Genomic DNA, 21639 nt, shown 5'->3' with positions numbered 1-21639 from the left:
TGATGGAGTACCTGATCATGTTCGCTTCAGCGACTGCTTCGAGCAACCCGCTGGTGGGTATCCAGCCAACCGCCCTACCTGTCGATGAGCCGTACCTGCTGGAGATTGTCAACGTCAGCAAGGGTTTTCCCGGGGTCGTGGCGCTGTCCGATGTACAACTGCGGGTCCGCCCGGGGTCGGTGCTGGCCCTGATGGGCGAGAACGGTGCCGGCAAATCCACCCTGATGAAAATCATCGCCGGCATCTACCAGCCGGACGCTGGTGAGCTGCGCCTGCGCGGCAAGCCGGTGGTCTTCGACACGCCGCTGGCGGCCTTGCAGTCCGGGATCGCGATGATCCACCAGGAACTCAACCTGATGCCGCACATGAGCGTCGCCGAGAACATCTGGATCGGCCGCGAGCAGCTCAACGGCTTCCATATGATCGACCATCGGGAAATGCACCGCTGCACGGCGAAACTGCTGGAACGGCTGCGCATCAACCTCGACCCGGAAGAACATGTCGGCAACCTGAGCATCGCCGAACGGCAGATGGTCGAGATCGCCAAGGCGGTGTCCTACGACTCCGACATCCTGATCATGGACGAACCGACCTCGGCCATCACCGACAAGGAAGTCGCCCACCTGTTCTCGATCATTGCCGACCTCAAGTCCCAGGGTAAGGGCATCATCTACATCACCCACAAAATGAACGAAGTGTTCGCCATCGCCGATGAAGTGGCGGTATTCCGCGACGGTGCCTATATCGGCCTGCAGCGGGCCGACAGCATGGACGGCGACAGCCTGATCTCGATGATGGTCGGGCGTGAACTGAGCCAGTTGTTCCCGGTGCGCGAAAAGCCCATCGGCGATCTGCTGCTGTCGGTGCGCGACCTGCGTCTGGATGGCATCTTCAAAGGGGTGTCGTTCGACCTGCATGCCGGTGAGATCCTCGGCATCGCCGGGTTGATGGGCTCGGGCAGGACCAATGTCGCCGAAGCGTTGTTCGGCATCACCCCCAGCGATGGCGGGGAAATCCGCCTCGACGGCCTGCCGGTACGGATCAGCGACCCGCACCTGGCGATCGAGAAGGGTTTTGCCCTGCTCACCGAGGACCGCAAGCTCAGTGGCCTGTTCCCGTGCCTCTCGGTCATGGAAAACATGGAAATGGCCGTGCTGCCGCATTACGTCAGCGGTAACGGCTTTATCCAGCAGAAAGCCTTGCGCGCCCTGTGCGAGGAAATGTGCAAGAAGCTGCGGGTGAAAACCCCGTCCCTGGAGCAGTGCATCGACACCTTGTCCGGAGGCAACCAGCAAAAGGCCTTGCTCGCCCGTTGGCTGATGACCAACCCGCGGATCCTGATTCTCGACGAGCCGACCCGGGGCATCGATGTCGGCGCCAAGGCCGAGATCTACCGGTTGATCGCCTACCTCGCCAGCGAAGGCATGGCGGTGATCATGATTTCCTCGGAGCTGCCGGAAGTGCTCGGCATGAGCGACCGGGTGATGGTCATGCACGAGGGCGACCTGATGGGCACCCTCGACCGTGGCGAGGCGACCCAGGAGCGGGTCATGCAACTGGCCTCCGGGATGACCGCGGTTCACTAGTTGTTCAACGTACAGAGGCCGGCGGCGGTGCTCCGCGCCGGTAACGCGATAGAAGGGTGAGTGGTTATGAACGTGATACTGGAAAACAAGCCTGCAACGGTGCCGGTCAAGAGTCGCCGGCGCCTTCCCACCGAACTGAGCATCTTCCTGGTACTGATCGGCATCGGCCTGGTCTTCGAACTGTTCGGCTGGATCGTCCGCGACCAGAGTTTCCTGATGAACTCCCAGCGGCTGGTGCTGATGATCCTGCAGGTCTCGATCATCGGCCTGCTGGCGATCGGGGTCACCCAGGTCATTATCACCACCGGCATCGACCTGTCGTCGGGCTCGGTGCTGGCACTCTCGGCGATGATCGCCGCGAGCCTGGCGCAGACCTCGGACTTCGCCCGGGCGGTGTTTCCGTCGCTGACCGACCTGCCGGTGTGGATCCCGGTCATTGTCGGACTCGGGGTAGGGCTGCTGGCGGGGGCGATCAACGGCAGCATCATTGCCCTGACCGGGATTCCACCCTTTATTGCCACCCTCGGCATGATGGTCTCGGCCCGTGGCCTGGCGCGTTACTACACCGAAGGCCAGCCGGTGAGCATGCTCTCGGATTCCTATACGGCCATCGGCCACGGCGCGATGCCGGTGATCATTTTCCTGGTGGTGGCGCTGATCTTCCACATCGCCCTGCGTTACACCAAGTACGGCAAGTACACCTACGCCATCGGCGGCAACATGCAGGCGGCGCGCACTTCCGGGATCAACGTCAAGCGCCATCTGGTGATTGTCTACAGCATCGCCGGGCTCTTGTCGGGACTGGCCGGGGTGGTTGCGTCGGCACGGGCCGCCACCGGGCAGGCGGGTATGGGCATGTCCTACGAACTGGACGCGATTGCGGCGGCGGTGATTGGCGGTACCAGCCTGGCGGGCGGGGTGGGGCGCATTACCGGCACGGTGATCGGCGCGCTGATCCTCGGGGTCATGGCCAGCGGCTTCACCTTTGTCGGGGTCGACGCTTATATCCAGGACATCATCAAGGGACTGATCATCGTGGTGGCGGTGGTCATCGACCAGTATCGCAACAAGCGCAAGCTCAAGCGCTGAGTGAGCCGTCGCAAAAAGGGCCTTTTCAGGCCCTTTTTGCGTACTGAGGTTTCTCTCTTGCGACGCTCAGGCCACGGTTGCCGGAATGGCGACTGAAGTCTGTTGTGTCGATGGCTTGGGCAGATAGCTCACAACAGCCTGATAAACCTCGTCCACCGAAATATTATCCATCCCGTCTTTTTGAATAATGCGGTGATGGGCGCGCACGGGATACGGTCCTGTCTGCGCCGGGTCGGTTTTCCCGCAGAGCAGGACCATCGGCCGCTCTACCGCACAGGCGACGTGCATCGGGCCGGTATCGCCGGTCAGCAGTAACTGGCAGCGTTGCAGTACCGCCGCGAGTTGGCCGACATTGGTCTTGCCGATGAGATTCAGGATATGTGGGTGAGCGGTCAGCGCATCGGCGGCAAAGGCTTCGCTGGATGAGCCCGTGAGCACGATATGGACAGCCGGGTGTTGCGTTACCAGGCGCTGTACCAGTTGATCAAAGCGCTTGAAGGACCAGCTCCGGGTGTCTTTGGTCATCAGGAAAGGAAACAGCTTGTACAAGAAGCGCTGACCCTTTTTCGAAATCTGATGGCAGCCCATATGCAAGGCAATCACAAAAGGTTCAGGGGACGCCGGGATACTCTTCAGTAACCGGTCGGCATCCGCCTTGTCCTGTGCATTGACATTGAGCTCATAGGGACCTGCTGGAAATTCGGCCGCTGACGGCAGTTGCTGGAGCACAAAGCGATAAAAATTTTCCGAGTAGTGAAAGGTGCCTTCATAACGGGGAAGCATCAAGACCCCGGGGACGTCTTTCAGATACTCGTTGACCTTGTTGATGTTCTGCAGTGGCAATACAGCATCATACTCGGCCGCCAGTTGGGCAATAGGGCGCTCCTTGACGGTGTAGAGCGTATTGATGCAGCTATTGTGGGCGAGTAACTCATGAGACAGCGCCGACAACGCCACGGCATCTATCTGAGCATGCGGTTTTGCCTGGCGCAGGGCACGAATACCCGGTGTTGCAAACAGGGTGTCGCCCAGGCGGTGCGGAGCAACCAGGAGAATTTTTTCTGCGGCCTGTAGCGGGCTGGTTGTCATGCAATGGATCCGGTTCGGGTTTGGAGGGCGACGGTTCGCAGGAATAACTGACCATCGAAAAGGAGCGATCTTATCAATCTTGTGGTTTTTTTCCTACTCGGTGCCCGTTGGTAGGCCTACCTACAGAAAATCGCAACCAAGCCGATAGCCTTATGGCCGGGATCGCCTGCTATCCTGCCGCGGCCTGCTGTCTTCCGTCCCCGTTCAATGCGAGATCCCGCCCATGTTGTTGAGAAATATCCGGATTGCACCCCGAGCGTTCATCGGTTTTGCCGCAATCGCCTTGCTCAGTGTGTTCCTGGGGCTGTTCGCGTTGAAGCAGATTCGCGACGTGCAGGCCCAGGCCGCCGATATCCAGAACAACTGGCTGCAGCGGGTGCGGGTGCTGGCATCGGCGAATGCGTCGCTGGACCGTTACCGCCTGGGCTCCATGGCCCATATCCTGTCTTCCAGTGCCGCGGACATGAAAGTCTACGAGGACAAATCGGCCGGGCGCTTGCAAAGCGTGCATGAGCAGATGTCGATCTACGCGGGCTTGCTGACCAGCGGAGACGACAAAGGGCGGCTGGACGCCTTCAACCGCAGCCTGGAAGCCTATGCCAAGAATCACCTCGAATTGCTCAGGCTGTCGCGGCTGGGGGACAAGGCCGGTGCCAACACCTACCTCTCGACTATCCGTGAATCCTATGAACAGATGACCAAGAACCTCGATGACCTGATCGAGCACGCCAACCAGGGCGCGGAGCAGGCCGGCAAACAGTCGGCCAGCACCTATGACAGCGCGGTGGCGGGCATCGGCCTGGTGATTCTGCTGGTGGGTATCGGCACCGTGCTGGTGGCCTGGCTGCTCACCCGCAGCATTACCGTCCCGATCATCGAAGCGGTGCAGGTTGCGGAAACCATCGCCAAGGGTGACCTGACGCAACCGATCAATCCGCTCGGCAACGACGAAGCCAGTCGTTTGCTCGCGGCCCTGGCGGTGATGCAGGGCAGCCTGCTCACCACCCTCAAGCAGATCACCCATTCATCGACCCAACTGGCCTCGGCGGCCGAAGAGTTGAACGCGGTGACGGCCGAGGGCAGTCGTGACCTGCAACAGCAGCATGGGGAAATCGAACAGGCCGCCACCGCGGTGACCGAGATGACCAGCGCCATTGAAGAGGTGGCCAGGAACGCCTCGTCCACCTCGGACCTGTCCCAGGAGTCCCGGACCATTGCACTGAAGGGGCAGCAGCGGATGGTCGAGGCGGTGACGGCGATTGTCGCGCTGACCCGTGGCGTCGAGGTCAGCTCCGAGCAGATCGGCGGTCTGGCGGCGCAGGCCCAGGGCATCGGCAAGGTCCTCGATGTGATTCGTACCATCGCCGAGCAGACCAACCTGCTGGCGCTCAATGCCGCCATTGAAGCGGCGCGCGCCGGTGAGGCCGGTCGTGGCTTTGCGGTGGTGGCGGATGAAGTACGGGCCCTGGCCCATCGGACCGCGCAGTCGACCCGGGAAATCGAGGAGATGATCGGCAGCATCCAGACCGGTACCGCCACTGCCGTGAGTGGCATGCACAACAGCAGCAACATGACCCGGCAGACCCTGGAGCTCGCCGAAGCGGCCAAGACCGCGTTGGCGGAAATCGTCGAGGCGAATGACGAAATCAATAACCGCAACCTGGTTATCACCACCGCCGCCGACGAACAGGCCCATGTCGCCCGCTCGGTGGATCGCAACCTGCTGAATATCCGCGAGTTGTCGATCCAGTCTTCCGAAGGCTCGCACCAGACCACCGCCGCCTCGCAGTCCCTGGCCCACCTGGCCACCGAACTCAATACCCTGGTCAAGCATTTCCAGATATGAGAGCCCGGTCACTCAATGGCTGAGCAGTTGTAGCGGCCAGCCGTGGCTGATGGCCGCGATCCGCTCGGGGCCGAGACCGAATGCCTGGAACCACTGCCGGCTGAGGTCGCGCCACTGACGGATATCCGGCTGGCTGGTCTGGCCCAGGTCGGAGCTGTACACCACCCGTGGCAGTTCACGCAGTACCTGGGCGAAGTCCCCCTCGTCTTGATAACCGAGCAGGTAGGTGAGGGCGGTCTGTTCGATATAGAGCCAGGGCAGGTCGCCGAGTGCTCGCAAGTCCGCGGCATTCATCCCGGTCAGCGGATTGGCCGGCTGGTTGAGCATCAGCCGTGGCACCTGCAAGCGTTCGGCCGCGTCCACCAGCCGCAGCACCTCCTGACGATTGGCATGACCGCTGGAAATCACCACCGGGTAGTCTCGACTCATGCGCAGCAGGTCCAGGGTCGCGGCGTTCAACTGGCCGCTGTCATCGCTGACCGTCAGGGGTTGCACCGGCCGTTCGCTGAGGATCGGATGGCTGAGGGTCCGGGCCAGCCGGCTGGTATGGGAGCGTCCGGTCACGGTGGGCAGGTGCACGATAAAGCGTACGTCGAGGGCGCCGTGCTGGCACAGGGAACGCTCCACCACCCGCCAGTCCAGGCCGCCGGCGATTTCATTGAGGACGATCGAACCGGATACTGGCAAGCCTTGCTCGCGGGCCTCCCAGGCCTGGGCCGCGGTGCAACCCAGGTGATTCTTGAGCACCACCCAACCCTCCTGGGCCGCGTAGTGGCTGCCAGCTTGCATGGCACTGTGGCGTCGCAGATAGGCGTCGGGGCCGGCGTGGTAATGCACATCGATAAACTTGGACTGTGCGGGTTGGGTCGTGGAAGCATTCATGCGGGGCGCTCCAGATCGATGCCCAGATGGCTGCGCACGCTGTTTTCTACCCGTGCCAGATCGTCCTGCAAGGGGCGCATGCCCGCACCGGGCACGCTGACCGCCAGGTGCCGCGCGGTGGGGCTGAAGCTGACATTGGCAGCCCTGACCAATTGCGAGTCTTCACCGAAAAGGCTCAGCAGGCGGCCAGGCCAGGCACTCACCTGGGATTCCAGGTTGAGTTTGCTCAGCAGCCGGAAGCCTCGGTCCAGGCGGCGGCCGGCCTGCTTGTCGTCGGGGCTGCCCTGGGCGGGCGGGCGGGAGATCGGCGGACGCCGGGCCGGCAGCACCCACTGTTCGAGCAGCAGCAGTGCCTTGTCTACATCGCCGGCTCCGGCGAGCTCGGCCATCGCCCCCAGCCTGCGGTCGAGGATAGTGTCGGCCCGGGTGGGCGAGGAAATCAGCAGGGCCTTGGCCGTCTGCTCGCCGACGGCGGTGGCCAGCAGGCCCTGCACCAATGCGCCGCCCAGGGCCGATCCGGCCAGCAGGGCAATGGGGCCCAGTGGTTCGAGCACTGCCGCCCAGCGTCGGGTGAAGTGGGCCAGATCCTCATCCGCGTCATCGCTCAGCAGCGACAGCGTGTCGAAGATCAGCACGCGGTAACCCTTGGCCACCAGGGCCCGGGTCAAGGGCGCGAAAAACTGCCCCTCGTCCCAGGCCGGCATGACCGGGGAGAGCACCACCACCAACTCCGGCCCTTCGCCGAACTGCACATGCACCGGTACTTGAGTATTCATATCGATTCCTTTCCTGTAGGGCGTGCAGGTTGTGTCAGGCAAACAGTTTGCGGGCATCGCGCAGGGCCTGTTCGGCACCGCGCAGGGTCTGCTCGACGATGGTGGTTGCCGGCAACACATCATTGACCAGGTCGGCGACTTCACCGGCCCAGATAGCGCGGACATCGGTGTTGTCGTTGCGCAGGGCCTGGGCGTAGTCCTCGCCGACGCTGGCCGGCGCCTGCAGCAGTTCTTGCTCGAAGCCGAGCCAGCGGGCCGTGAAGTCGTTGGCCAGCGCGCGGCCGCTGTATTGCTCGGGCCACTCGATGCCGCGCACCAGGTCGAAGGCCCGGGTGCGTACGGTATCGCCGGCGCTGGCCTGGACCAGCCGTTGCTTGACCTTGTTGGACGGCAGCGCTTCTTCGCTGGCCAGGAAGCGCGTGCCCATCATCGCCCCGTCGGCCCCCAGCAGCAGGGCGGCGGCCAGGCCCCGGCCGTCGGCGATACCCCCGGCGGCAATCAGCACCGTCTCTTTGGCGACGGCATCGCGTACCGCCGGAAGCAGCGGAAACGAGGCCCGGCGCAGGCTGTGGCCGCCGGCTTCGGCCCCTTGCACGATCAGCGCATCGGCCCCCGCGTCGAGTGCGGCCAGGGCCTGGTCGACCTCGTGCACCTGGACAATGGCCAGGGCACCGCTGTCCTTGATCGGTTCGATGAAGGCGCGTGCGTCGCCAAACGACAAGGCGACCACATGGGGTCGATAGGACAGGGCCAGGTCCAGTAGTTCGAAGCGCCGGGCCACGGTGAACATTACCAGGCCCACGCCCCAGGGTTCCTTGACGTCATTCATCAGCGCCAGTTCGGTCTTCATCCAGTCCGGGTCGCCATAGCTGGCTCCCACCAGGCCCAGGCCGCCGGCCCGTGACACGGCGGCGGCCAGGCGTCCGCCCGAGGCCCCTCCCATGGGAGCCAGGACCAACGGGTTGGCGGTGTTGAGCAGGCGGGTCAGCGGGGTAGCAAAAGTGCTCACGGTGTCTCTCCTTGATAGACCGATTTGAAAAATGCCGCTCGACAGGCCCGCGCGATCCGGCAATGGCGGGCCGTCGACGGTTCAGGCGAGCGCGGCGGCTGGAAGGGTGGCGGCGGGGATGTAGTCGCTGACCTGATACAGGTGGAACTCCCAGGTGCCGGTCTCTTTCAGGCGCGAATAACGCGACATGAACTGCTCGTCGGAAAACAGCGAGTCGAATTCCTCCTTGCTGCTCCATTGCGCCTGGTTGATCACGGTCTTGCCGTCGATGCTCTTGAACAGGCGGCTCCACTGGAACGACGGATAGGTCTGGGCCACATAGCCCACGGCCGAGCGCAGCACATCGAGGGCGGCGTCCTGCTGGCCGTCAAAGACATGCACGACATTGACCAGGAAGATCGCCTGGCTTTCATCATGGCCGGGTGCGTTGAAAGGGATCGGGTTGCTCATATTGCCTCCAGGTAATCCAGGGTATGAAAAGGGGGTCAGTGATTCAGTGCGTGGGAACGTGCCGGTTGCCCGTCCTGCCAGAGCAGCGGGGAGATGCGCTCGCCGACCAGGGACTTTTCAACCCTGCCGACAATCACTTCATGGGTGGCGTAGCTCAGCCGCGCATCAACCCGGCAGAACAAGGTTGCCTGGGCGTCGAGCAGGTACGGCAACCCGTCGGCGTGGTCCCAGTCTCCGTGCTCGAAGCGCGCCGGGCCCTTGAGTCGGCCGGCGAAGATGCCCACCAGGGCGCTCTGCGTGGCGTCGAGCAGGTTGACGCTGAAGCGTTGATTGCTCAGCAGCGGCTGATAGAGGCTGGCGGAGTGGTTGATGCAGATCAGCAGCGAGGGTGGTTCGGTGCACAACGAACTGACCGCGGTGGCGACCATGCCGCAGCGGGCGCTGCCGACGCCGGTGGCGATGATCGAGACGGTGCTGGTCAGGCGTCGCATGGCCCGTTTGAAGTCTTCGGCCGTCTCCTCCAGGGAGCGCTCGGGGGCCCGCGCCAATGCGCCGGCGGCACTCATGCGACGGCACCGATGAGCAACCGCGAGCGCAGGTGCGACTGGCGCAGACCGGCGTCCTCCATGCGCGGCAGCACCTCCTCGAGGAACTCGTCGAGGCCGCTTTGATAGTCCAGCCAGGTCAGGCAGATACCGTCGATGCCCAGGTCGCTGTAGCGCTGGAACTGATCGGTGATCATCTCGGCGGTGCCCACCAGCGGGACCCCGGCGAAACCGGCCTTGAAGTGGAAGCGGAAACGTTCGGCGTCCTCGGTATTGGCGAACATGCCGCTCTGGATGCCGATCTCCGAGGTGACATTGTCCAATGCCACTTCATCACCGTGCTGGTTGACGTAGTAGTCGAGGTATTTCTCGGCCTCTTCCAAGCTGTCCTTCTGTACCACATAGGCGTAGACCCAGATCTGCAGCTCGCGGCCGTACTCCAGGCGCGCCAGGTCGCGATAGGCTTTGATCTGGGCGGCGATGGTGGCATCGTCATCCTCGTGCTTGAGGATCAGGAACGCCGCATCGCAATGTTCGGCGCAGAACCGCCGCCCGCGCTCGGAGCCGCCGGCGTTCATCAGGAACGGTGTGTTGAGCGGCTTGGGCTGGGCAAAGCCCTGGGCGATATTGAAGAAGTCGCCCTTGAAGTCGAAGTTGCCCGGTTCGTTCCAGGCCTTGCGGGCGACATTCAGCCATTCATCGGCATGGTCGTAGCGACGATCATGCTCCAGCTGCACGCCACCGTTGAACATGCCCATTTCCTTGCCGTACCAGCCGCAGATCATGTTCAGGCCGAAGCGGCCGCCGCTGATATGGTCGATGGTCGCCGCCTGCTTGGCCGCGAACAGCGGGTGCACGGTGGACAGATGCGAGGTGGTGAACAAGGCGATCTGTTCGGTGACCGAGGCCAGCCCGGCGGCCCAGGTATAGGTCTCGAAGGACACGCCCATCGGGTCGCTGGCACCGCCCCAGCCGCGCCAGCGGCCCACCGGCAGGAGCAGTTCGAGGCCGGCCTTGTCGGCTTTTTTGGCGATCTCCAGGTTGCCGCTCCAGTCGGCGGCCTTCAACCGCTCCGGTGCCTTGGTCAGGGTGCAGCCGCCTTCGATATTGAGGGCGAACACCCCCAGCTTGATCTTGTTGGTACTGGTGCGCATCGGGTTGGTCTTGATAACGCTGGCATTGTTCGAAGTCATGGGGTCTCTCCTGGATGAGGGGCGTGACAGGCGTCGTGGGTGGGCTCAGGCGGCGCTCGGGGCCTTGGCCTCGGCGGCCAGCCAGGGTTGGTCATAGCGGTGCAGGCGCCGCGCTTCGGCCAGTGACAGGCCCTGGCCGACGGATTCGATGATGTCGCGCTCGGTCTTTTCCACGGCGATGGCGCGCTTGATGACTTCCTCCGCGTGGGCGATGGGGATCACCAGGCAGCCGCTGGCGTCGCCGACGATCAGGTCGCCGGGCTGGATCGTCACGCCGCCGATCTGCACCGGAACCTGGGTGGCCTTGAGCTGCACGCGGTTCTTGCCGGACTGCATGAAGCGGCCACGACTGAACAACGGGTAACCGAGCCGGATCACCGTGTCGATGTCCCGTGCGGCCCCATCGATCAGCGTGCCGCGAATATTCCGGCTCACCGCCACATGGGTGAGGATGTCGCCCCAGACGGTGGCGTCGAGCCGGCCGGCGTTGCTGGAAACGACCACTGAGCCTGGGGGGACGTCGTCGATGTAGTTGGCGGCGTTCTTGAAGCCTTCACCGGGCGCTACCGGTTCGTAGAGCACGGTGAAGGCGAACCCGCTGCAGCGCGTGCCGGGCACTTGCTGGACGATGCCCAGCAGGCCGGCATCGATGCCGAGACTGTCGAGGGCATCGCTCAGCGATGCGGTATCGAGTGTGGCGCTGTGTTCCAGCAGCCAGGCGCGTTGTGACGCCGATAGAGAAGACTGGCTCATGCATGACTCCTTGTCAGGGCCGGGCCCTTGTCGAGGGAAGCGGTGAGGGAATGAAGGTTGAGGACGCTGCGTTGGATGATGGCCGCCGCGCATTGGCCGGTGCTGGCCTGGCCACCGCTGTCGTAGGTCTGGCAGTCGTGCCTGACCACCTGGGTGACGGCCTGTTCGATGGCCCAGGCCTCGGCGCCGTAGCCCAGGTGTTCGAGCAACAGGGCCAGGGACAGGAACATCGCGCTGGGATTGGCCTTTTCCTGGCCGACATGGGCCGGCGCGCTGCCATGCACCGGTTCGAAGTAGGCCCCGGCATCGCCGATGTTGGCGCTGGGGGCAAAGCCCAGGCCGCCCATGACCCCGGCCCCGAGGTCGGAGAGAATGTCGCCGAACATGTTCTCCGCGACGATCACGCCAAAGCGTTCCGGACGACGGATCATCCACAGCGCCACGGCATCGACGTTGTCGATATTCCAGGCGATATCCGGATACTGCGCGGCCACGTTTTCGAGGATTTCCCGGGCGAATGCGCCGCTGTAGCGCAGCACGTTGGGTTTGTCCGCCAGGGTGACGCGCTGATAGCCGTGCCGACGGGCGTACTCGAAGGCGAATTTGAACAGGCGGGTCAGGCCGGCGCGGGTCTGTAGCCGCACCGTCATGGTCGCGTCGTCGGCGCTGGCGCGGGTCCAGGGCGCGCCCGCCAGTTCCTTGGCCTTGAGCAAGGGTTCGAACTCGGCGGGGATGCTGGCGAAGTCGAGTCCCGCGTACAGCCCCTCGGTGTTTTCGCGGATCACCGTGAAGCGGAAGCGGTTGTCACCGAGCACATCGGTCACCGGACGCACATTGGCGTAGAGGCTCAGCCGCTGGCGCAACTGAATCACCGGCGACACGTAGGTCCGCCCCGTGTCGCGCAAGGCCGCAGGTAACTCGGCCTCGGCTTCGTGCAAGCCCTTGCTGGTGATGGCGCCGAGCAGGGTGGCGTCGGCGGCGGCGATTTTCGCCCAGGTTTCGGCGGGCACGGGGTCGCCGTTCTGGCGCCAGCATTCCCAGCCGATCTGGCCGAAATCCAGTTCGATGGGCAGTTGCAGGGCGTCGAAGATCGGCAGCAGGGCGTTGACCACTTCGACGCCGACGCCGTCGCCGGGCAGTACGCAGACCCGGTGCCGCGCCGGTCGGCGTGGGGATGTCGTTGGAGGCAGGGTGTTCATCACATTTTTCCTTCTGCGGACAGGTGCGTCGGGAAACTGGGTCGGGAAATCACCGTCGGGCGCAGGGCATGACGCTGGAACAGGTCCTGCTCGTGCATGGCCCGCAGGGCCTGGAAGGTCGAGCTGATCTGCAATCGGGACATGGTGTCTTCCAGCCGCTGCTGGACATCGAAGGGCAGGTTGTAGGCGCCCAGCATCACGTCCATCAGCGGTGCGGGCAGGCTGCTCAGCGGTACGCTTTGCGCGGTGTACTCGGAGAGTTGCAGGGCCTTGACCAGGTCATAATCCCGGCCGCTGCCGATGCGCTCCAGATAGGCGATAAACATGCCCAGGTGCAGATTGCCGGCGCCCTTGCCCATGCCGCAGATCGAGGTGTCGATGTACTCGGCCCCGGCATCGATGGCGGCGATGGCATTGGAAAGGGCCAGGGACAGGTTGTTGTGGGCGTGGAAACCCAGGGGCGCATGGACCCGGCGGGAAATCCGGCTGATCAGGCGTTCCACGTCATCGGGAATCATGTTGCCGTTGGAGTCGGCGAAACAGATGATATCGGCCCCGGCGCCCTCGGACCGCAAGGCCATCTCAGTGATGATGCCCGGTGTCTGGGTGGTGATATGGGTGATGTTGGCACTGACTTGGAAGTTGAATGACTTGGCCAGTTTGAGGGTCGCCAGGCCCGGTTCGAGTTGTTCGTTGCGCAGGCACACCCGGATCATCCCTATGCCCTGTTCGGCGAGCATTTCAAAGTCGGCTTCGGTGACGTTGCGCGGATGCACCATGACGCAGAGTCCCAACTGGCCATGGGCCGCGCGGCGCAGCGAATCGATATACAAGGGGCTGACCGAGCTACTCAGGCCGTGCTCTTTCTTGCGCACGAAAGAGCCATTGCAATAGCCAATTTCCGCATGGTTGACACCCACGTCCGCCAAATGCCCCACGGCATTGGCTGCATAGTCGGTAGTAAAGGCGAAGTTATTACGATAACCACCATCACGGAGCGTTACATCAATGATCTTTACTTGGCTCATGATTCAATTCCTTCTGTGGGTTCTCTGTAAAACTCCAGAGGCGCACGCAAGCGCATCCTGGGTTTGTCAGTCGTAACAGTCCCGTCATTCTGGGGTTCTTGGGCAAGTTTTTTTAAACGGCAAACGTCATGGGCCATGAAGGCCTGAACGGAAAAAAATCAAGGGTGTATTCCGCGTCGGACACTTCCGCACGCATCGCTTATTCGCGATGAGTCTGGGAAGTTGGCGCTTTTTTATTATTAAATTATTGCCCGGCCGGAGAGGTGTGTACCGTGTCCGGAGGGCGAGTCACGAAAACCTTGGCATGGGTTTCGGCGCTCGGGGAAATCTGTTTCTTGTTCTTGGCGTTGATACTGGAATCTACGGGATTGTTTGTAAACTCCCCGTGTTCGCCCCAGGGTGTTAAAAAATTCACCTTGTGTTAATTGCAAATTGCACTACTGAGGCACACAAAAGGCAATTAAAAGAATGCCTCGGTCGGAAAACAGCTGACCAGGAAGTCCATCAGTGACCGAATAGGCGCTTCTTTGCGCATATCTTCGTGGACCACCAGCCAGATATCAATCATCAAGTCCGAACAATTCAGCTGGGCTTTCTCCAGTATCGGGTCCTTGCGGGCATAGAAGTTGGGCAACAAGGCCATGCCGATGCCCGCCCGCGCCGCCGATGCCTGTACCTCCAGGCTGCGGGCCCGCAGGACCACGGGGCGCTCAGCGGCGATTTCGCGCAGCCACACCTGTTGCCGCGAATGCTCCATGCTTTCGTCGTAAAGGATGTATTCGTATTGCTCGCGGGTATGGGTGGCCAGGTAGTGCGAACTGCCATAGAGACCAAAGGAGACGGTGCCGAACTTGCGCGCCACCAGGTCCATCTGGGTCGGCCGGCACAGGCGGATCATCAGGTCCGGTTCCGGGTTGCCGCCGTTGCCGATATCGTCCTGCATCAGCAGGCTGACATTGATCGAGGGATGTTCCTGGCGCAGGCGTCCCAGGTGTGGCGCGATGAATTCCGAGGTCAGCAGGGGCGGGGCGCTGACGCTCAGGTCGGCGACCATTTCGGTGCGTACCGACAGGGCCATCTTGGCAATGGCCTTGGCGTCCTTCTGCATCCGGCCGGCGATTTCGGCGATGCGATGGCCAAAGGGGGTCATCTCGTAATTGCGCTTGCGTCGGTCCACCAGCTTGAGGTTCAGCGAGGACTCCAGCGCGGCGATGCGCCGCGCCACGGTTGCATGTTCGACCCCCAGTTCCCTGGCGGCGCTGCTCAGTGATTGGGTGCGGGCGAAGGTGACGTAATGACGCAGGTTCTCCCAGTCGAACAGGGCTGCGTCCGGGGTGTCCAGGCGTTCGGACCAATCACAGGAAGAGGGTTGCACAGGAAAGGTAGTCATGCCGCCTCGATCGATTCTCGATGGAAGTTTCATCCCGGCGGTCGCCCCAAAGGCTTCCATCCTGGAGATCCTTGTTTGGGAAGATGGATTCGAAACGGCCGCGCACGGATAAGAAACAACCCCCATCCGTGCGGGCCATATTGAATCGAGTCAGTCAGTCTGCTGCGACGGGGGCGCTTTCCTTGTCGGAAGCGCCGCTGAAGAACAGCACTTTTACCGCAATGACCAATACGGCCAGCGCGGCAAACAGGAAACCACTGTACAGGGTGCCCTGCAAGCCCAGGCGCGCAAGGAACCAGCCGCCGGTGGTGGAACCGATGGTCACGCCCAGGTTGATAAAGGAAATGTAGATACCGGTGGCGAACTCCGGAGCCTCCGGTGCCTCGGACGTGAGCCAGATCTGCGTGACGATCAGCCCGCTGGTATGGGTCGCGCCCCAGATCAGCACGATCAGCAGCATGGCCGGCAGGGACGGACTGGCGAACAGGTACAGCAGGCCATAGGCGCCGGCCAGCAGGATCGGATGGAGCAGGGTGGTGCGCACCATGTTCTGACCGATCAGCTTGCCGGCATACAGGTTGCCGGCGACCCCACCGATGCCGAACACCACCAGCAGGATACTGATCCACTGCGCGCTCATTCCCGCTTCCTTGGCCAGGTACTCGGCCGAGTAGCTGTACACGGAAAACATCGCGGCAAAGATCAGGGTCGAGGCGGTGATATTCAGCCACAGCGGGAACTTGCGCAGGATCGCCAGTTGTTCCTTGTAGGACACGTTCGCCTTGCCCGGGGCATCCGGCAATTGTGCAATGATCCCCAGGCCGGCGATGCAGTTGACCGCCGCGCAAAACAGGAACGAAGTCTCATAGGAAAACTGCGCGGCGATCAGGGTGGTCAGCGGCACCCCCAGGACCATGCCCATGCTGGTGCCGACAAACGCCTTGGCCGCGGCCCGCGTCGACTCCTCGGGCGGGTACAGCGCGGTGGCGGCGACGAACGCCAGCGAGAAGTACACCGGGTGAAACAGCGCCGGGATGATGCGCAGGACCATCAGCGATTCGAAGTTCGGTGCATAGGCCGACAGCACGCTGGTGCCGGCGAACACGAACAGCGCCAGGGTGAGCATTTTCTTGCGGTTGAAGCGCGAGAGCAGCAAGACCATCACCGGGCCGAACACCGCGATGATCAGCGCGAACAGTCCCACCAGCAGGCCGGCCTGGGAGGCGCTGATGGCGAAGCGCTCGATAATCACCGGGAGGATGCCCACCACGCCGAATTCGATGGTGTAGACGCCGAACAGGCCCAGGGCCAGGAAGTAGATCGGATGGAGGATTTTCATGATCCGGACTCCAGTGAAACCACCACCTTGCCCAGTTGCTCGCCGGACTCCAGGTAGCGGTGGGCGTCCACGATCTGCTCGAAGTCGAAGGTCCTGGCGATCAGTGGTTTCAGCGTCCCGGCTTCGAGACCGGCGATGACATAGGCCTTCGCCGCGTCCAGCAGGTCGGGCCGGGAGCTGATCTCGTGCAACAGATAACCGCGCAAGGCCAGGCTCTTGCCCAATACCTTGAACAGCGGGAAAGGCGTCGGCGCCGAGCTCAACGCACCATAGATCAGAATGATCGCGCTTTCGCCGGCGGCGTCCACCAGGGTCTCCAGGAAGGGACCGCCCACCGGATCGAAGATCACCCGGGCGCCCTTGCCGTCGGTAATCCGCTCGACCTGCCGGAGGAAGTCCTCCTGTTCGCTGGCCAGTACGTGGGCCGCGCCGGCGTCGAGCAACGCCTGGCCCTTGGCCCGTGTACGACTGACGGCAATGGGGATCGCACCGAGCTGGTTGGCGATCTGGATCGCGGCCAGGCCGACGCTGCTCGAGGCCGCGGTGATCAGAACGAACTCGCCCGCTTGCAGCTTCGCGACATGCACCAGCGCGCCCCAGGCGGTGACGTATTGCATCCAGACCGCGGCGGCCTGGACAAAGGACAGTGAGGCGGGGTGCCGGACCAGCATGGCGGCGGGTACCACGGCCAACTCGGCATAGGTTCCCCAACGTGCGATCGAGGAGGGTGGGATCAGGCTGACGTGCTCGCCCACGGCGAACTGTCCGGCATGGGTACCCACCGACTCGACGATGCCCGCCGCTTCATAGCCCAGGCGCGAGGGGAACTCGGCCTGCTCCAGGTATTGGCCGCTGCGGAACATCGATTCCGCCCGGTTCAGGCCGATGGCCTTGACCCGGATAAGGACCTCGTCGGGCCCGGGGGCAGGAACATCGATGTCATCGATCTTCAGCACCTCGGGGCCACCGTATTGATAAAAGCGCACGGCGCGTGTCATGGGGTGTTCTCACGTTTCATGGATGGGAAATAACTGTAGGGCGGGCGCGAACGCCGAAAAACAGGCTGCTGGTCCCTTCTTAGCGGACCTCGGGTTCCGCAATACCCGGCACGGATCGCTGTATTGGCGGCGCGGCCCGACGGCTCGCCAGCAGGCGTAATCCGACATAGAACAGGGGCGTGAAGAGCAAGCCGAACAGGGTCACCCCGAGCATCCCGAAGAACACCGCGATGCCCATGGCATGGCGCATCTCGGCCCCCGCGCCGGTGGACAGCACCAGGGGCACGACGCCCATGATGAAAGCGATCGAGGTCATCAGGATCGGCCGCAAACGCAACTGGCTGGCCTGGATGGCCGCGCGGACGATACCGTGCCCCTGTTGTTCGAGTTCGCGGGCGAATTCGACGATCAGAATGGCGTTCTTGCTGGCCAGGCCCACCAGCACCATCAGGCCGATCTGGGTAAAGATGTTGTTGTCGCCCTGGGTCAGCCAGACCCCGAGCAGCGCGGACATGATGCCCATGGGCACGATGAGCAGGATCGCCACCGGCAGCAGCAGGCTTTCATAGAGGGCGGCGAGTACGAGGTACACCAGCAGCATGCAGATCAGCAGGATCCACAGGGTGGCGTCGCCGGAGATGATCTGTTGGTAGGTCAACTCGGTCCATTCGTACTTGACTCCCTTGGGCAACGTCTGCGCGGCGATGCGTTCCACCGCGGCCTGGGCCTGGCCCGAGGAATAGCCGGGGGCGGGCCCGCCATTGAGGTCGGCGGCGGTGTAGCCGTTGTAGCGCACGACCATTTCCGGCCCGTAGGTGGGGTGGACCTCCACCAGGCTGGCCAGCGGCACCATGCGCCCCTCGGCGTTGCGGGTCTTGAGCTGGCCGATGTCGTCGGCGTGGGCGCGGAACTCCGAGTCGGCCTGCACCCGTACCTGGTAGACCCGGCCCAGCAGGTTGAAGTCGTTGACATAGAGCGAGCCCAGGTAGATCTGCAGGGTCTCGAACACATCGGTCAGGGAGACTTGCGACTGCTTGGCCTTGATCCGGTCCAGGTCGACCTTCAACTGTGGCACGTCGATCTGGTAGCTGGAGAACATCGGCCCCAGCTCCGGCGCCTGCGCGGCCTGCTTGAGGAACGCGTGAACCGCATCATTGAGTTGTTCGAAACCCAGCGCGCCGCGGTCTTCCAGTTGCAGTTTGAAGCCGCCCAGGGTCCCTAGCCCGAGCACCGGGGGCGGCGGGAATACGCCGGTAAAGGCCTCCTTGATGCCGGCGAACTCCTGGTTCAGCGCGGCGGCGATGGCGCCGGCGCTCATCTGCGGGTCATGTCGCTTGGCGAAGGGTTCGAGGATGACGAAAATAATCCCGGCGCTCGACGAGTTCATCAGGCCGTTGACCGACATCCCCGGGAACTCCAGGGTATGGGCGACGCCGGGTTGCTTGAGGGCGATCTCGTTCATCCGCTGGATCACCTGTTCGGAACGCTCCAGCGAGGCACCATTGGGCAATTGCGCCAGGCCGACGAGGAACTCCTTGTCCTGGGCCGGGACGAAGCCGCCCGGTAACGAATGCCCGAGCCAGGCCGTCAGGCCGAGCAGCAGTGCGTACAGGCCGAGGGTCATGCTCTTGCGCTGGATGACTCGGCCCAGGCGGTTGCCATAGGCGCGTTCGGCCCACGCCGAGAACCGGTTGAAACGGTTGAACAGCGGCCCCAGCAGTCGGTCGATGCCACGGCTGAGGCGGTCCTTGGGGCTGTCATGAGCCTGCAGCAGCAGGGCGCAGAGGGCGGGGGACAAGGTCAGGGAGTTGAACGCCGAGATCAACGTGGAAATGGCGATGGTCATCGCGAACTGCTGGTAGAACTGCCCGGTCAGCCCGGGCATGAAGGCCAGCGGCACGAACACGCTGACCAGGGTCAGGGTGATGGCGATGATCGGTTTGCTGACCTCGTCCATGGCCTTGTAGGCGGCGGCCTTGGGCTTGAGTCCGGCGGCGATGTTGCGTTCGACGTTTTCCACCACGACTATGGCGTCGTCCACCACGATGCCGATGGCCAGCACCATGCCGAACAACGACAGGGCGTTGATCGAAAAGCCGCAGGCGAGCATCAGCGACAGGGTGCCGATGATCGAGACCGGCATGGCCAGCAGCGGAATGATCGAGGCGCGCCAGGTCTGCAGGAACAGGATCACCACCAGCACCACCAGCAGCGTCGATTCGAGCAGGGTCTGGATCACCGCCAGGATGCTGGAGCGCACGAACTGGGTCGGGTCGAAGACGATCCGATAATCGACCCCGCTGGGCATGTCGGCCTTGGCCTGGCGCATGATTTCCCGCGCCTGGTCGGAGATCGCCAGGGCATTGCCGCCGGCCATCTGGAACACCCCGAAGCCCACCGCCGGCTTGCCGTCGACCAGCGAGCGCAAACCGTAGTCCGACGCGGCTAGTTCGATCCGCGCGACATCGCGCAGAAAGGTCACGGCGGCGCCCGGCGAGGTCTTGACGATGATATCGCCGAATTCCTTTTCGGTTTTCAGCCGGCCTTGGGTGTTGACCGAAAGTTGCTGGGCGACGTCGGTGCGCATGGGTTGCCCGCCGATCACCCCGGCGGCGACCTGGACGTTCTGTTCGCGGATCGCGGCAACGATCTCACTGGCGCTCAGGCCGCGCTGGGCGACTTTCTGCGGGTCCAGCCAGATGCGCATCGCATAGTCGCCGCCGCCCCAGATACGCACTTCGCCGACCCCGGGAATGCGCTCCAGCTGGTTCTTGATATTGAGAATGCCGTAGTTGCGCAGGTAGGTGGCGTTGTACTGGTCATCCGGCGAGACCAGGTGGATGGCCAGGGTCTGGGTCGACGACGACTTCATGGTCACCACCCCCAGGCGCCGGACATCCTCCGGCAGGCGCGGCAGCGCCTGGGAGACGCGGTTCTGCACCAGTTGCTGGGCCTGGTCCGGGTCTGTGCCGACCTTGAAGGTGACGCTGAGGGTGAGGTTGCCGTCGCTGTTGGCCTGGGACTGCATGTACAGCATGTTCTCGACGCCGTTGATCTGCTCCTCCAGCGGCGCGGCCACGGTCTGCGCCACCACCGCCGGATTGGCGCCCGGGTACTGGGCGTTGACCACGATCAGCGGCGGCACCACATCGGGGTATTCCGAGACGGGCAGGCGAAACAGCGCGATGATCCCGGCGAGCAGGATCAGGGTCGAGAGCGCGCCGGCGAAGATCGGCCGGTCAATGAAAAAGCGCGAAAACCTCATTGTCCGCTCCCTGCGTCCGCACGTTGCGCCAGCAGCGGCTTGACGGTATCGCCGGGGCGCGCCCGGTGCAGGCCGTTGACCACCACCCGTTCGCCGGCCTGCAGGCCGGCGTCGACGACCCGCAGGTTGCCCACTCGGTTGCCGGGGTTGATACGTCGGTACTCGACCCGGTCGTTGGCGCCGACCACCAGCACGAACTTCTTGTCCTGGTCGGTGCCGATCGCGCTGTCGTCGATCAGCACCGCCTGGTGCGGCGGCCCGCCGCCGAGCTTGATCCTGGCGAGCATGCCGGGGCGCAGCAGGCCGTCGGTGTTGTCGAAGCTGGCACGTACCCGCAGGGTCGCCGACTGCACGTCCAGTTGGTTGTCCAGCGAGGCCAGGCTGCCCTGGCGCGGATAGTCGGTTTCATTGGCGAGGCCGAGCATCACCGGCACCGCGGCCGTGGTGCCAGGGCCGGTGCCGTGGTTGAGGTAGCGCAGGAAGGTCTGCTCGTCGACATCGAAGGCCGCATAGATCGGCGACAACGACACCAGGGTGCTCAGCGGCGCGGCGTTTTCACCGGCGCTGACGATATTGCCCGCGGTGACCAAGGCCCGCGACATACGCCCGCTGACTGGCGCGCTGATCCGGGTATGGGCGAGGTTCAGGCGGGCATTGTCCAGCTGGGCCTGGGCCTGCCGGACCTCGGCCGCGGCTTCGCTGGCGGCGTTCTGCTTCTGGTCCAGCTCGCGCAGGGCCACCGCATTGGCGCTGATCAGGCGCTGTACCCGGCCCAGATCGGTGCTGGTGTAGACGGCGCGCGACCTGGCCGCCGCCAGTTGCGCCTGGGCCCGCTCCACTTCGGCGGTGTAGGGCCGGGCGTCGATCTCGAAGAGCAGGTCGCCGGCCTTGACCAGGGCTCCGTCCTTGAAGTGCACGGCGACCACGGTGCCCGAGACCAGCGGACGGATCACCACCTTTTCCACGGCCTCCAGGCGGCCTGAATACTCCTGCCAGTCCGTCACCGCTTGCGACAGGGCCATGGCCACGTCGACCTCGGCGGCCGGTGGTGCCACGGCGGCCTTGGCGAGGGTCGAGGGGCTGCCGCGCAGCACCACAACCAGTGCGGCGACGATGGCGCAGGCAAGGCTGGCGCGTAGCAGGAGGGCGCGGCCCGAGCGCCGGGGTCTGATCGAGTCCATGAGCATGGCTTCCTGTTGAAA

General features: G+C 63.6%; 18 protein-coding genes. 3 read left to right on the top strand and 15 right to left on the bottom strand.

Annotated elements, in window-relative coordinates; translation table 11 throughout:
• The first annotated feature begins 17 nt into the window (after window positions 1-17).
• The gene (locus tag M5C56_RS04685) at window positions 18-1586 is read left to right on the top strand and encodes a sugar ABC transporter ATP-binding protein (protein ID WP_103498325.1); all 1569 of its coding nucleotides are present in this window, start codon (window positions 18-20) and stop codon (window positions 1584-1586) included.
• A gap of 66 nt (window positions 1587-1652) precedes the next feature.
• A complete protein-coding gene (locus M5C56_RS04680; protein ID WP_100941611.1) occupies window positions 1653-2675 on the top strand; it encodes an ABC transporter permease in 1023 nt (340 codons plus the stop codon).
• Between the two features lie 66 nt (window positions 2676-2741).
• Here M5C56_RS04680 and M5C56_RS04675 read toward each other — a convergent pair whose 3' ends face one another.
• Window positions 2742-3764 (bottom strand): glycosyltransferase family 9 protein, encoded by a 1023-nt coding sequence (locus M5C56_RS04675; protein ID WP_103495126.1) that lies wholly within the window; start codon window positions 3762-3764, stop codon window positions 2742-2744.
• Between the two features lie 223 nt (window positions 3765-3987).
• On the opposite strand from M5C56_RS04675, the gene M5C56_RS04670 reads away from it, so the two are divergent.
• Window positions 3988-5610 carry a methyl-accepting chemotaxis protein gene (locus M5C56_RS04670; protein ID WP_103495125.1) on the top strand — a complete coding sequence of 541 codons (1623 nt, stop codon included), beginning with the start codon at window positions 3988-3990 and terminating at the stop codon, window positions 5608-5610.
• 12 nt (window positions 5611-5622) lie between these two features.
• On the opposite strand, the gene M5C56_RS04665 is transcribed toward M5C56_RS04670, so the two are convergent.
• The 14 genes from M5C56_RS04665 to M5C56_RS04600 all read right to left on the bottom strand — a co-directional run bounded on the left by M5C56_RS04665 (window position 5623) and on the right by M5C56_RS04600 (window position 21618).
• Window positions 5623-6492, bottom strand: a complete 870-nt coding sequence (locus M5C56_RS04665; RefSeq protein ID WP_103495124.1) for a DUF6282 family protein — start codon at window positions 6490-6492, stop codon at window positions 5623-5625.
• Window positions 6489-7268, bottom strand: coding sequence for an alpha/beta fold hydrolase (locus M5C56_RS04660; protein WP_103495123.1), 780 nt, complete (start codon window positions 7266-7268; stop codon window positions 6489-6491). Before M5C56_RS04660 ends, M5C56_RS04665 begins: the two co-directional genes overlap by 4 nt.
• Window positions 7269-7302: 34 nt before the next feature.
• Window positions 7303-8277, bottom strand: coding sequence for a nitronate monooxygenase (locus M5C56_RS04655; protein WP_103495122.1), 975 nt, complete (start codon window positions 8275-8277; stop codon window positions 7303-7305).
• An 81-nt stretch (window positions 8278-8358) separates the two neighbouring features.
• A complete protein-coding gene (locus tag M5C56_RS04650) occupies window positions 8359-8727 on the bottom strand; it encodes an antibiotic biosynthesis monooxygenase (protein ID WP_103495121.1) in 369 nt (122 codons plus the stop codon).
• 35 nt (window positions 8728-8762) lie between these two features.
• Window positions 8763-9293, bottom strand: a complete 531-nt coding sequence (locus M5C56_RS04645) for a flavin reductase family protein (RefSeq protein ID WP_103495120.1) — start codon at window positions 9291-9293, stop codon at window positions 8763-8765.
• Window positions 9290-10465 carry an LLM class flavin-dependent oxidoreductase gene (locus M5C56_RS04640; RefSeq protein WP_103495119.1) on the bottom strand — a complete coding sequence of 392 codons (1176 nt, stop codon included), beginning with the start codon at window positions 10463-10465 and terminating at the stop codon, window positions 9290-9292. Before M5C56_RS04640 ends, M5C56_RS04645 begins: the two co-directional genes overlap by 4 nt.
• A gap of 45 nt (window positions 10466-10510) precedes the next feature.
• On the bottom strand, window positions 10511-11218 hold the full coding sequence (locus M5C56_RS04635) for an RraA family protein (protein ID WP_103495118.1): 708 nt from the start codon (window positions 11216-11218) through the stop codon (window positions 10511-10513).
• Window positions 11215-12417 (bottom strand): isocitrate/isopropylmalate family dehydrogenase, encoded by a 1203-nt coding sequence (locus M5C56_RS04630; protein WP_103495117.1) that lies wholly within the window; start codon window positions 12415-12417, stop codon window positions 11215-11217. The genes M5C56_RS04635 and M5C56_RS04630 overlap by 4 nt, the downstream gene beginning before the upstream one ends.
• On the bottom strand, window positions 12417-13445 hold the full coding sequence (locus M5C56_RS04625; protein WP_103495116.1) for a nucleoid-structuring protein H-NS: 1029 nt from the start codon (window positions 13443-13445) through the stop codon (window positions 12417-12419). The genes M5C56_RS04630 and M5C56_RS04625 overlap by 1 nt, the downstream gene beginning before the upstream one ends.
• A 460-nt stretch (window positions 13446-13905) precedes the next feature.
• Window positions 13906-14835 (bottom strand): LysR family transcriptional regulator, encoded by a 930-nt coding sequence (locus tag M5C56_RS04620; RefSeq protein ID WP_103495115.1) that lies wholly within the window; start codon window positions 14833-14835, stop codon window positions 13906-13908.
• 154 nt (window positions 14836-14989) lie between these two features.
• Window positions 14990-16174, bottom strand: coding sequence for an MFS transporter (locus M5C56_RS04615; RefSeq protein WP_103495114.1), 1185 nt, complete (start codon window positions 16172-16174; stop codon window positions 14990-14992).
• A complete protein-coding gene (locus M5C56_RS04610; protein ID WP_103495113.1) occupies window positions 16171-17172 on the bottom strand; it encodes a zinc-dependent alcohol dehydrogenase family protein in 1002 nt (333 codons plus the stop codon). Before M5C56_RS04610 ends, M5C56_RS04615 begins: the two co-directional genes overlap by 4 nt.
• Before the next feature lie 79 nt (window positions 17173-17251).
• Entirely contained in the window at window positions 17252-20437 is a 3186-nt protein-coding gene (locus M5C56_RS04605) for a multidrug efflux RND transporter permease subunit (RefSeq protein WP_103495112.1), read from the bottom strand.
• Window positions 20434-21618, bottom strand: coding sequence for an efflux RND transporter periplasmic adaptor subunit (locus M5C56_RS04600; RefSeq protein WP_103495111.1), 1185 nt, complete (start codon window positions 21616-21618; stop codon window positions 20434-20436). Before M5C56_RS04600 ends, M5C56_RS04605 begins: the two co-directional genes overlap by 4 nt.
• Window positions 21619-21639 lie beyond the last annotated feature (21 nt).

This window comes from Pseudomonas sp. MWU13-2862 (assembly GCF_023242495.1).
GTDB classification, from domain to species: Bacteria; Pseudomonadota; Gammaproteobacteria; order Pseudomonadales; family Pseudomonadaceae; genus Aquipseudomonas; species Aquipseudomonas gingeri_D.
Note: the sequence above shows the minus strand (reverse complement) of the source record. Positions and strands in the feature narration are given on the sequence as shown.

Excerpts from the sequence above, each read along its gene's own strand:
- M5C56_RS04635 (WP_103495118.1), bottom strand. The coding sequence starts at position 11,218 with ATGAGCCAGTCTTCTCTATCGGCGTCACAACGCGCCTGGCTGCTGGAA.
- M5C56_RS04645 (WP_103495120.1), bottom strand. The coding sequence starts at position 9,293 with ATGAGTGCCGCCGGCGCATTGGCGCGGGCCCCCGAGCGCTCCCTGGAG.
- M5C56_RS04640 (WP_103495119.1), bottom strand. The coding sequence starts at position 10,465 with ATGACTTCGAACAATGCCAGCGTTATCAAGACCAACCCGATGCGCACC.
- M5C56_RS04660 (WP_103495123.1), bottom strand. The coding sequence starts at position 7,268 with ATGAATACTCAAGTACCGGTGCATGTGCAGTTCGGCGAAGGGCCGGAG.
- M5C56_RS04600 (WP_103495111.1), bottom strand. The coding sequence starts at position 21,618 with ATGGACTCGATCAGACCCCGGCGCTCGGGCCGCGCCCTCCTGCTACGC.
- M5C56_RS04625 (WP_103495116.1), bottom strand. The coding sequence starts at position 13,445 with ATGAGCCAAGTAAAGATCATTGATGTAACGCTCCGTGATGGTGGTTAT.
- M5C56_RS04665 (WP_103495124.1), bottom strand. The coding sequence starts at position 6,492 with ATGAATGCTTCCACGACCCAACCCGCACAGTCCAAGTTTATCGATGTG.
- M5C56_RS04630 (WP_103495117.1), bottom strand. The coding sequence starts at position 12,417 with ATGAACACCCTGCCTCCAACGACATCCCCACGCCGACCGGCGCGGCAC.
- M5C56_RS04680 (WP_100941611.1), top strand. The coding sequence starts at position 1,653 with ATGAACGTGATACTGGAAAACAAGCCTGCAACGGTGCCGGTCAAGAGT.
- M5C56_RS04615 (WP_103495114.1), bottom strand. The coding sequence starts at position 16,174 with ATGAAAATCCTCCATCCGATCTACTTCCTGGCCCTGGGCCTGTTCGGC.
- M5C56_RS04650 (WP_103495121.1), bottom strand. The coding sequence starts at position 8,727 with ATGAGCAACCCGATCCCTTTCAACGCACCCGGCCATGATGAAAGCCAG.
- M5C56_RS04670 (WP_103495125.1), top strand. The coding sequence starts at position 3,988 with ATGTTGTTGAGAAATATCCGGATTGCACCCCGAGCGTTCATCGGTTTT.
- M5C56_RS04620 (WP_103495115.1), bottom strand. The coding sequence starts at position 14,835 with ATGACTACCTTTCCTGTGCAACCCTCTTCCTGTGATTGGTCCGAACGC.
- M5C56_RS04675 (WP_103495126.1), bottom strand. The coding sequence starts at position 3,764 with ATGACAACCAGCCCGCTACAGGCCGCAGAAAAAATTCTCCTGGTTGCT.
- M5C56_RS04685 (WP_103498325.1), top strand. The coding sequence starts at position 18 with ATGTTCGCTTCAGCGACTGCTTCGAGCAACCCGCTGGTGGGTATCCAG.
- M5C56_RS04605 (WP_103495112.1), bottom strand. The coding sequence starts at position 20,437 with ATGAGGTTTTCGCGCTTTTTCATTGACCGGCCGATCTTCGCCGGCGCG.
- M5C56_RS04610 (WP_103495113.1), bottom strand. The coding sequence starts at position 17,172 with ATGACACGCGCCGTGCGCTTTTATCAATACGGTGGCCCCGAGGTGCTG.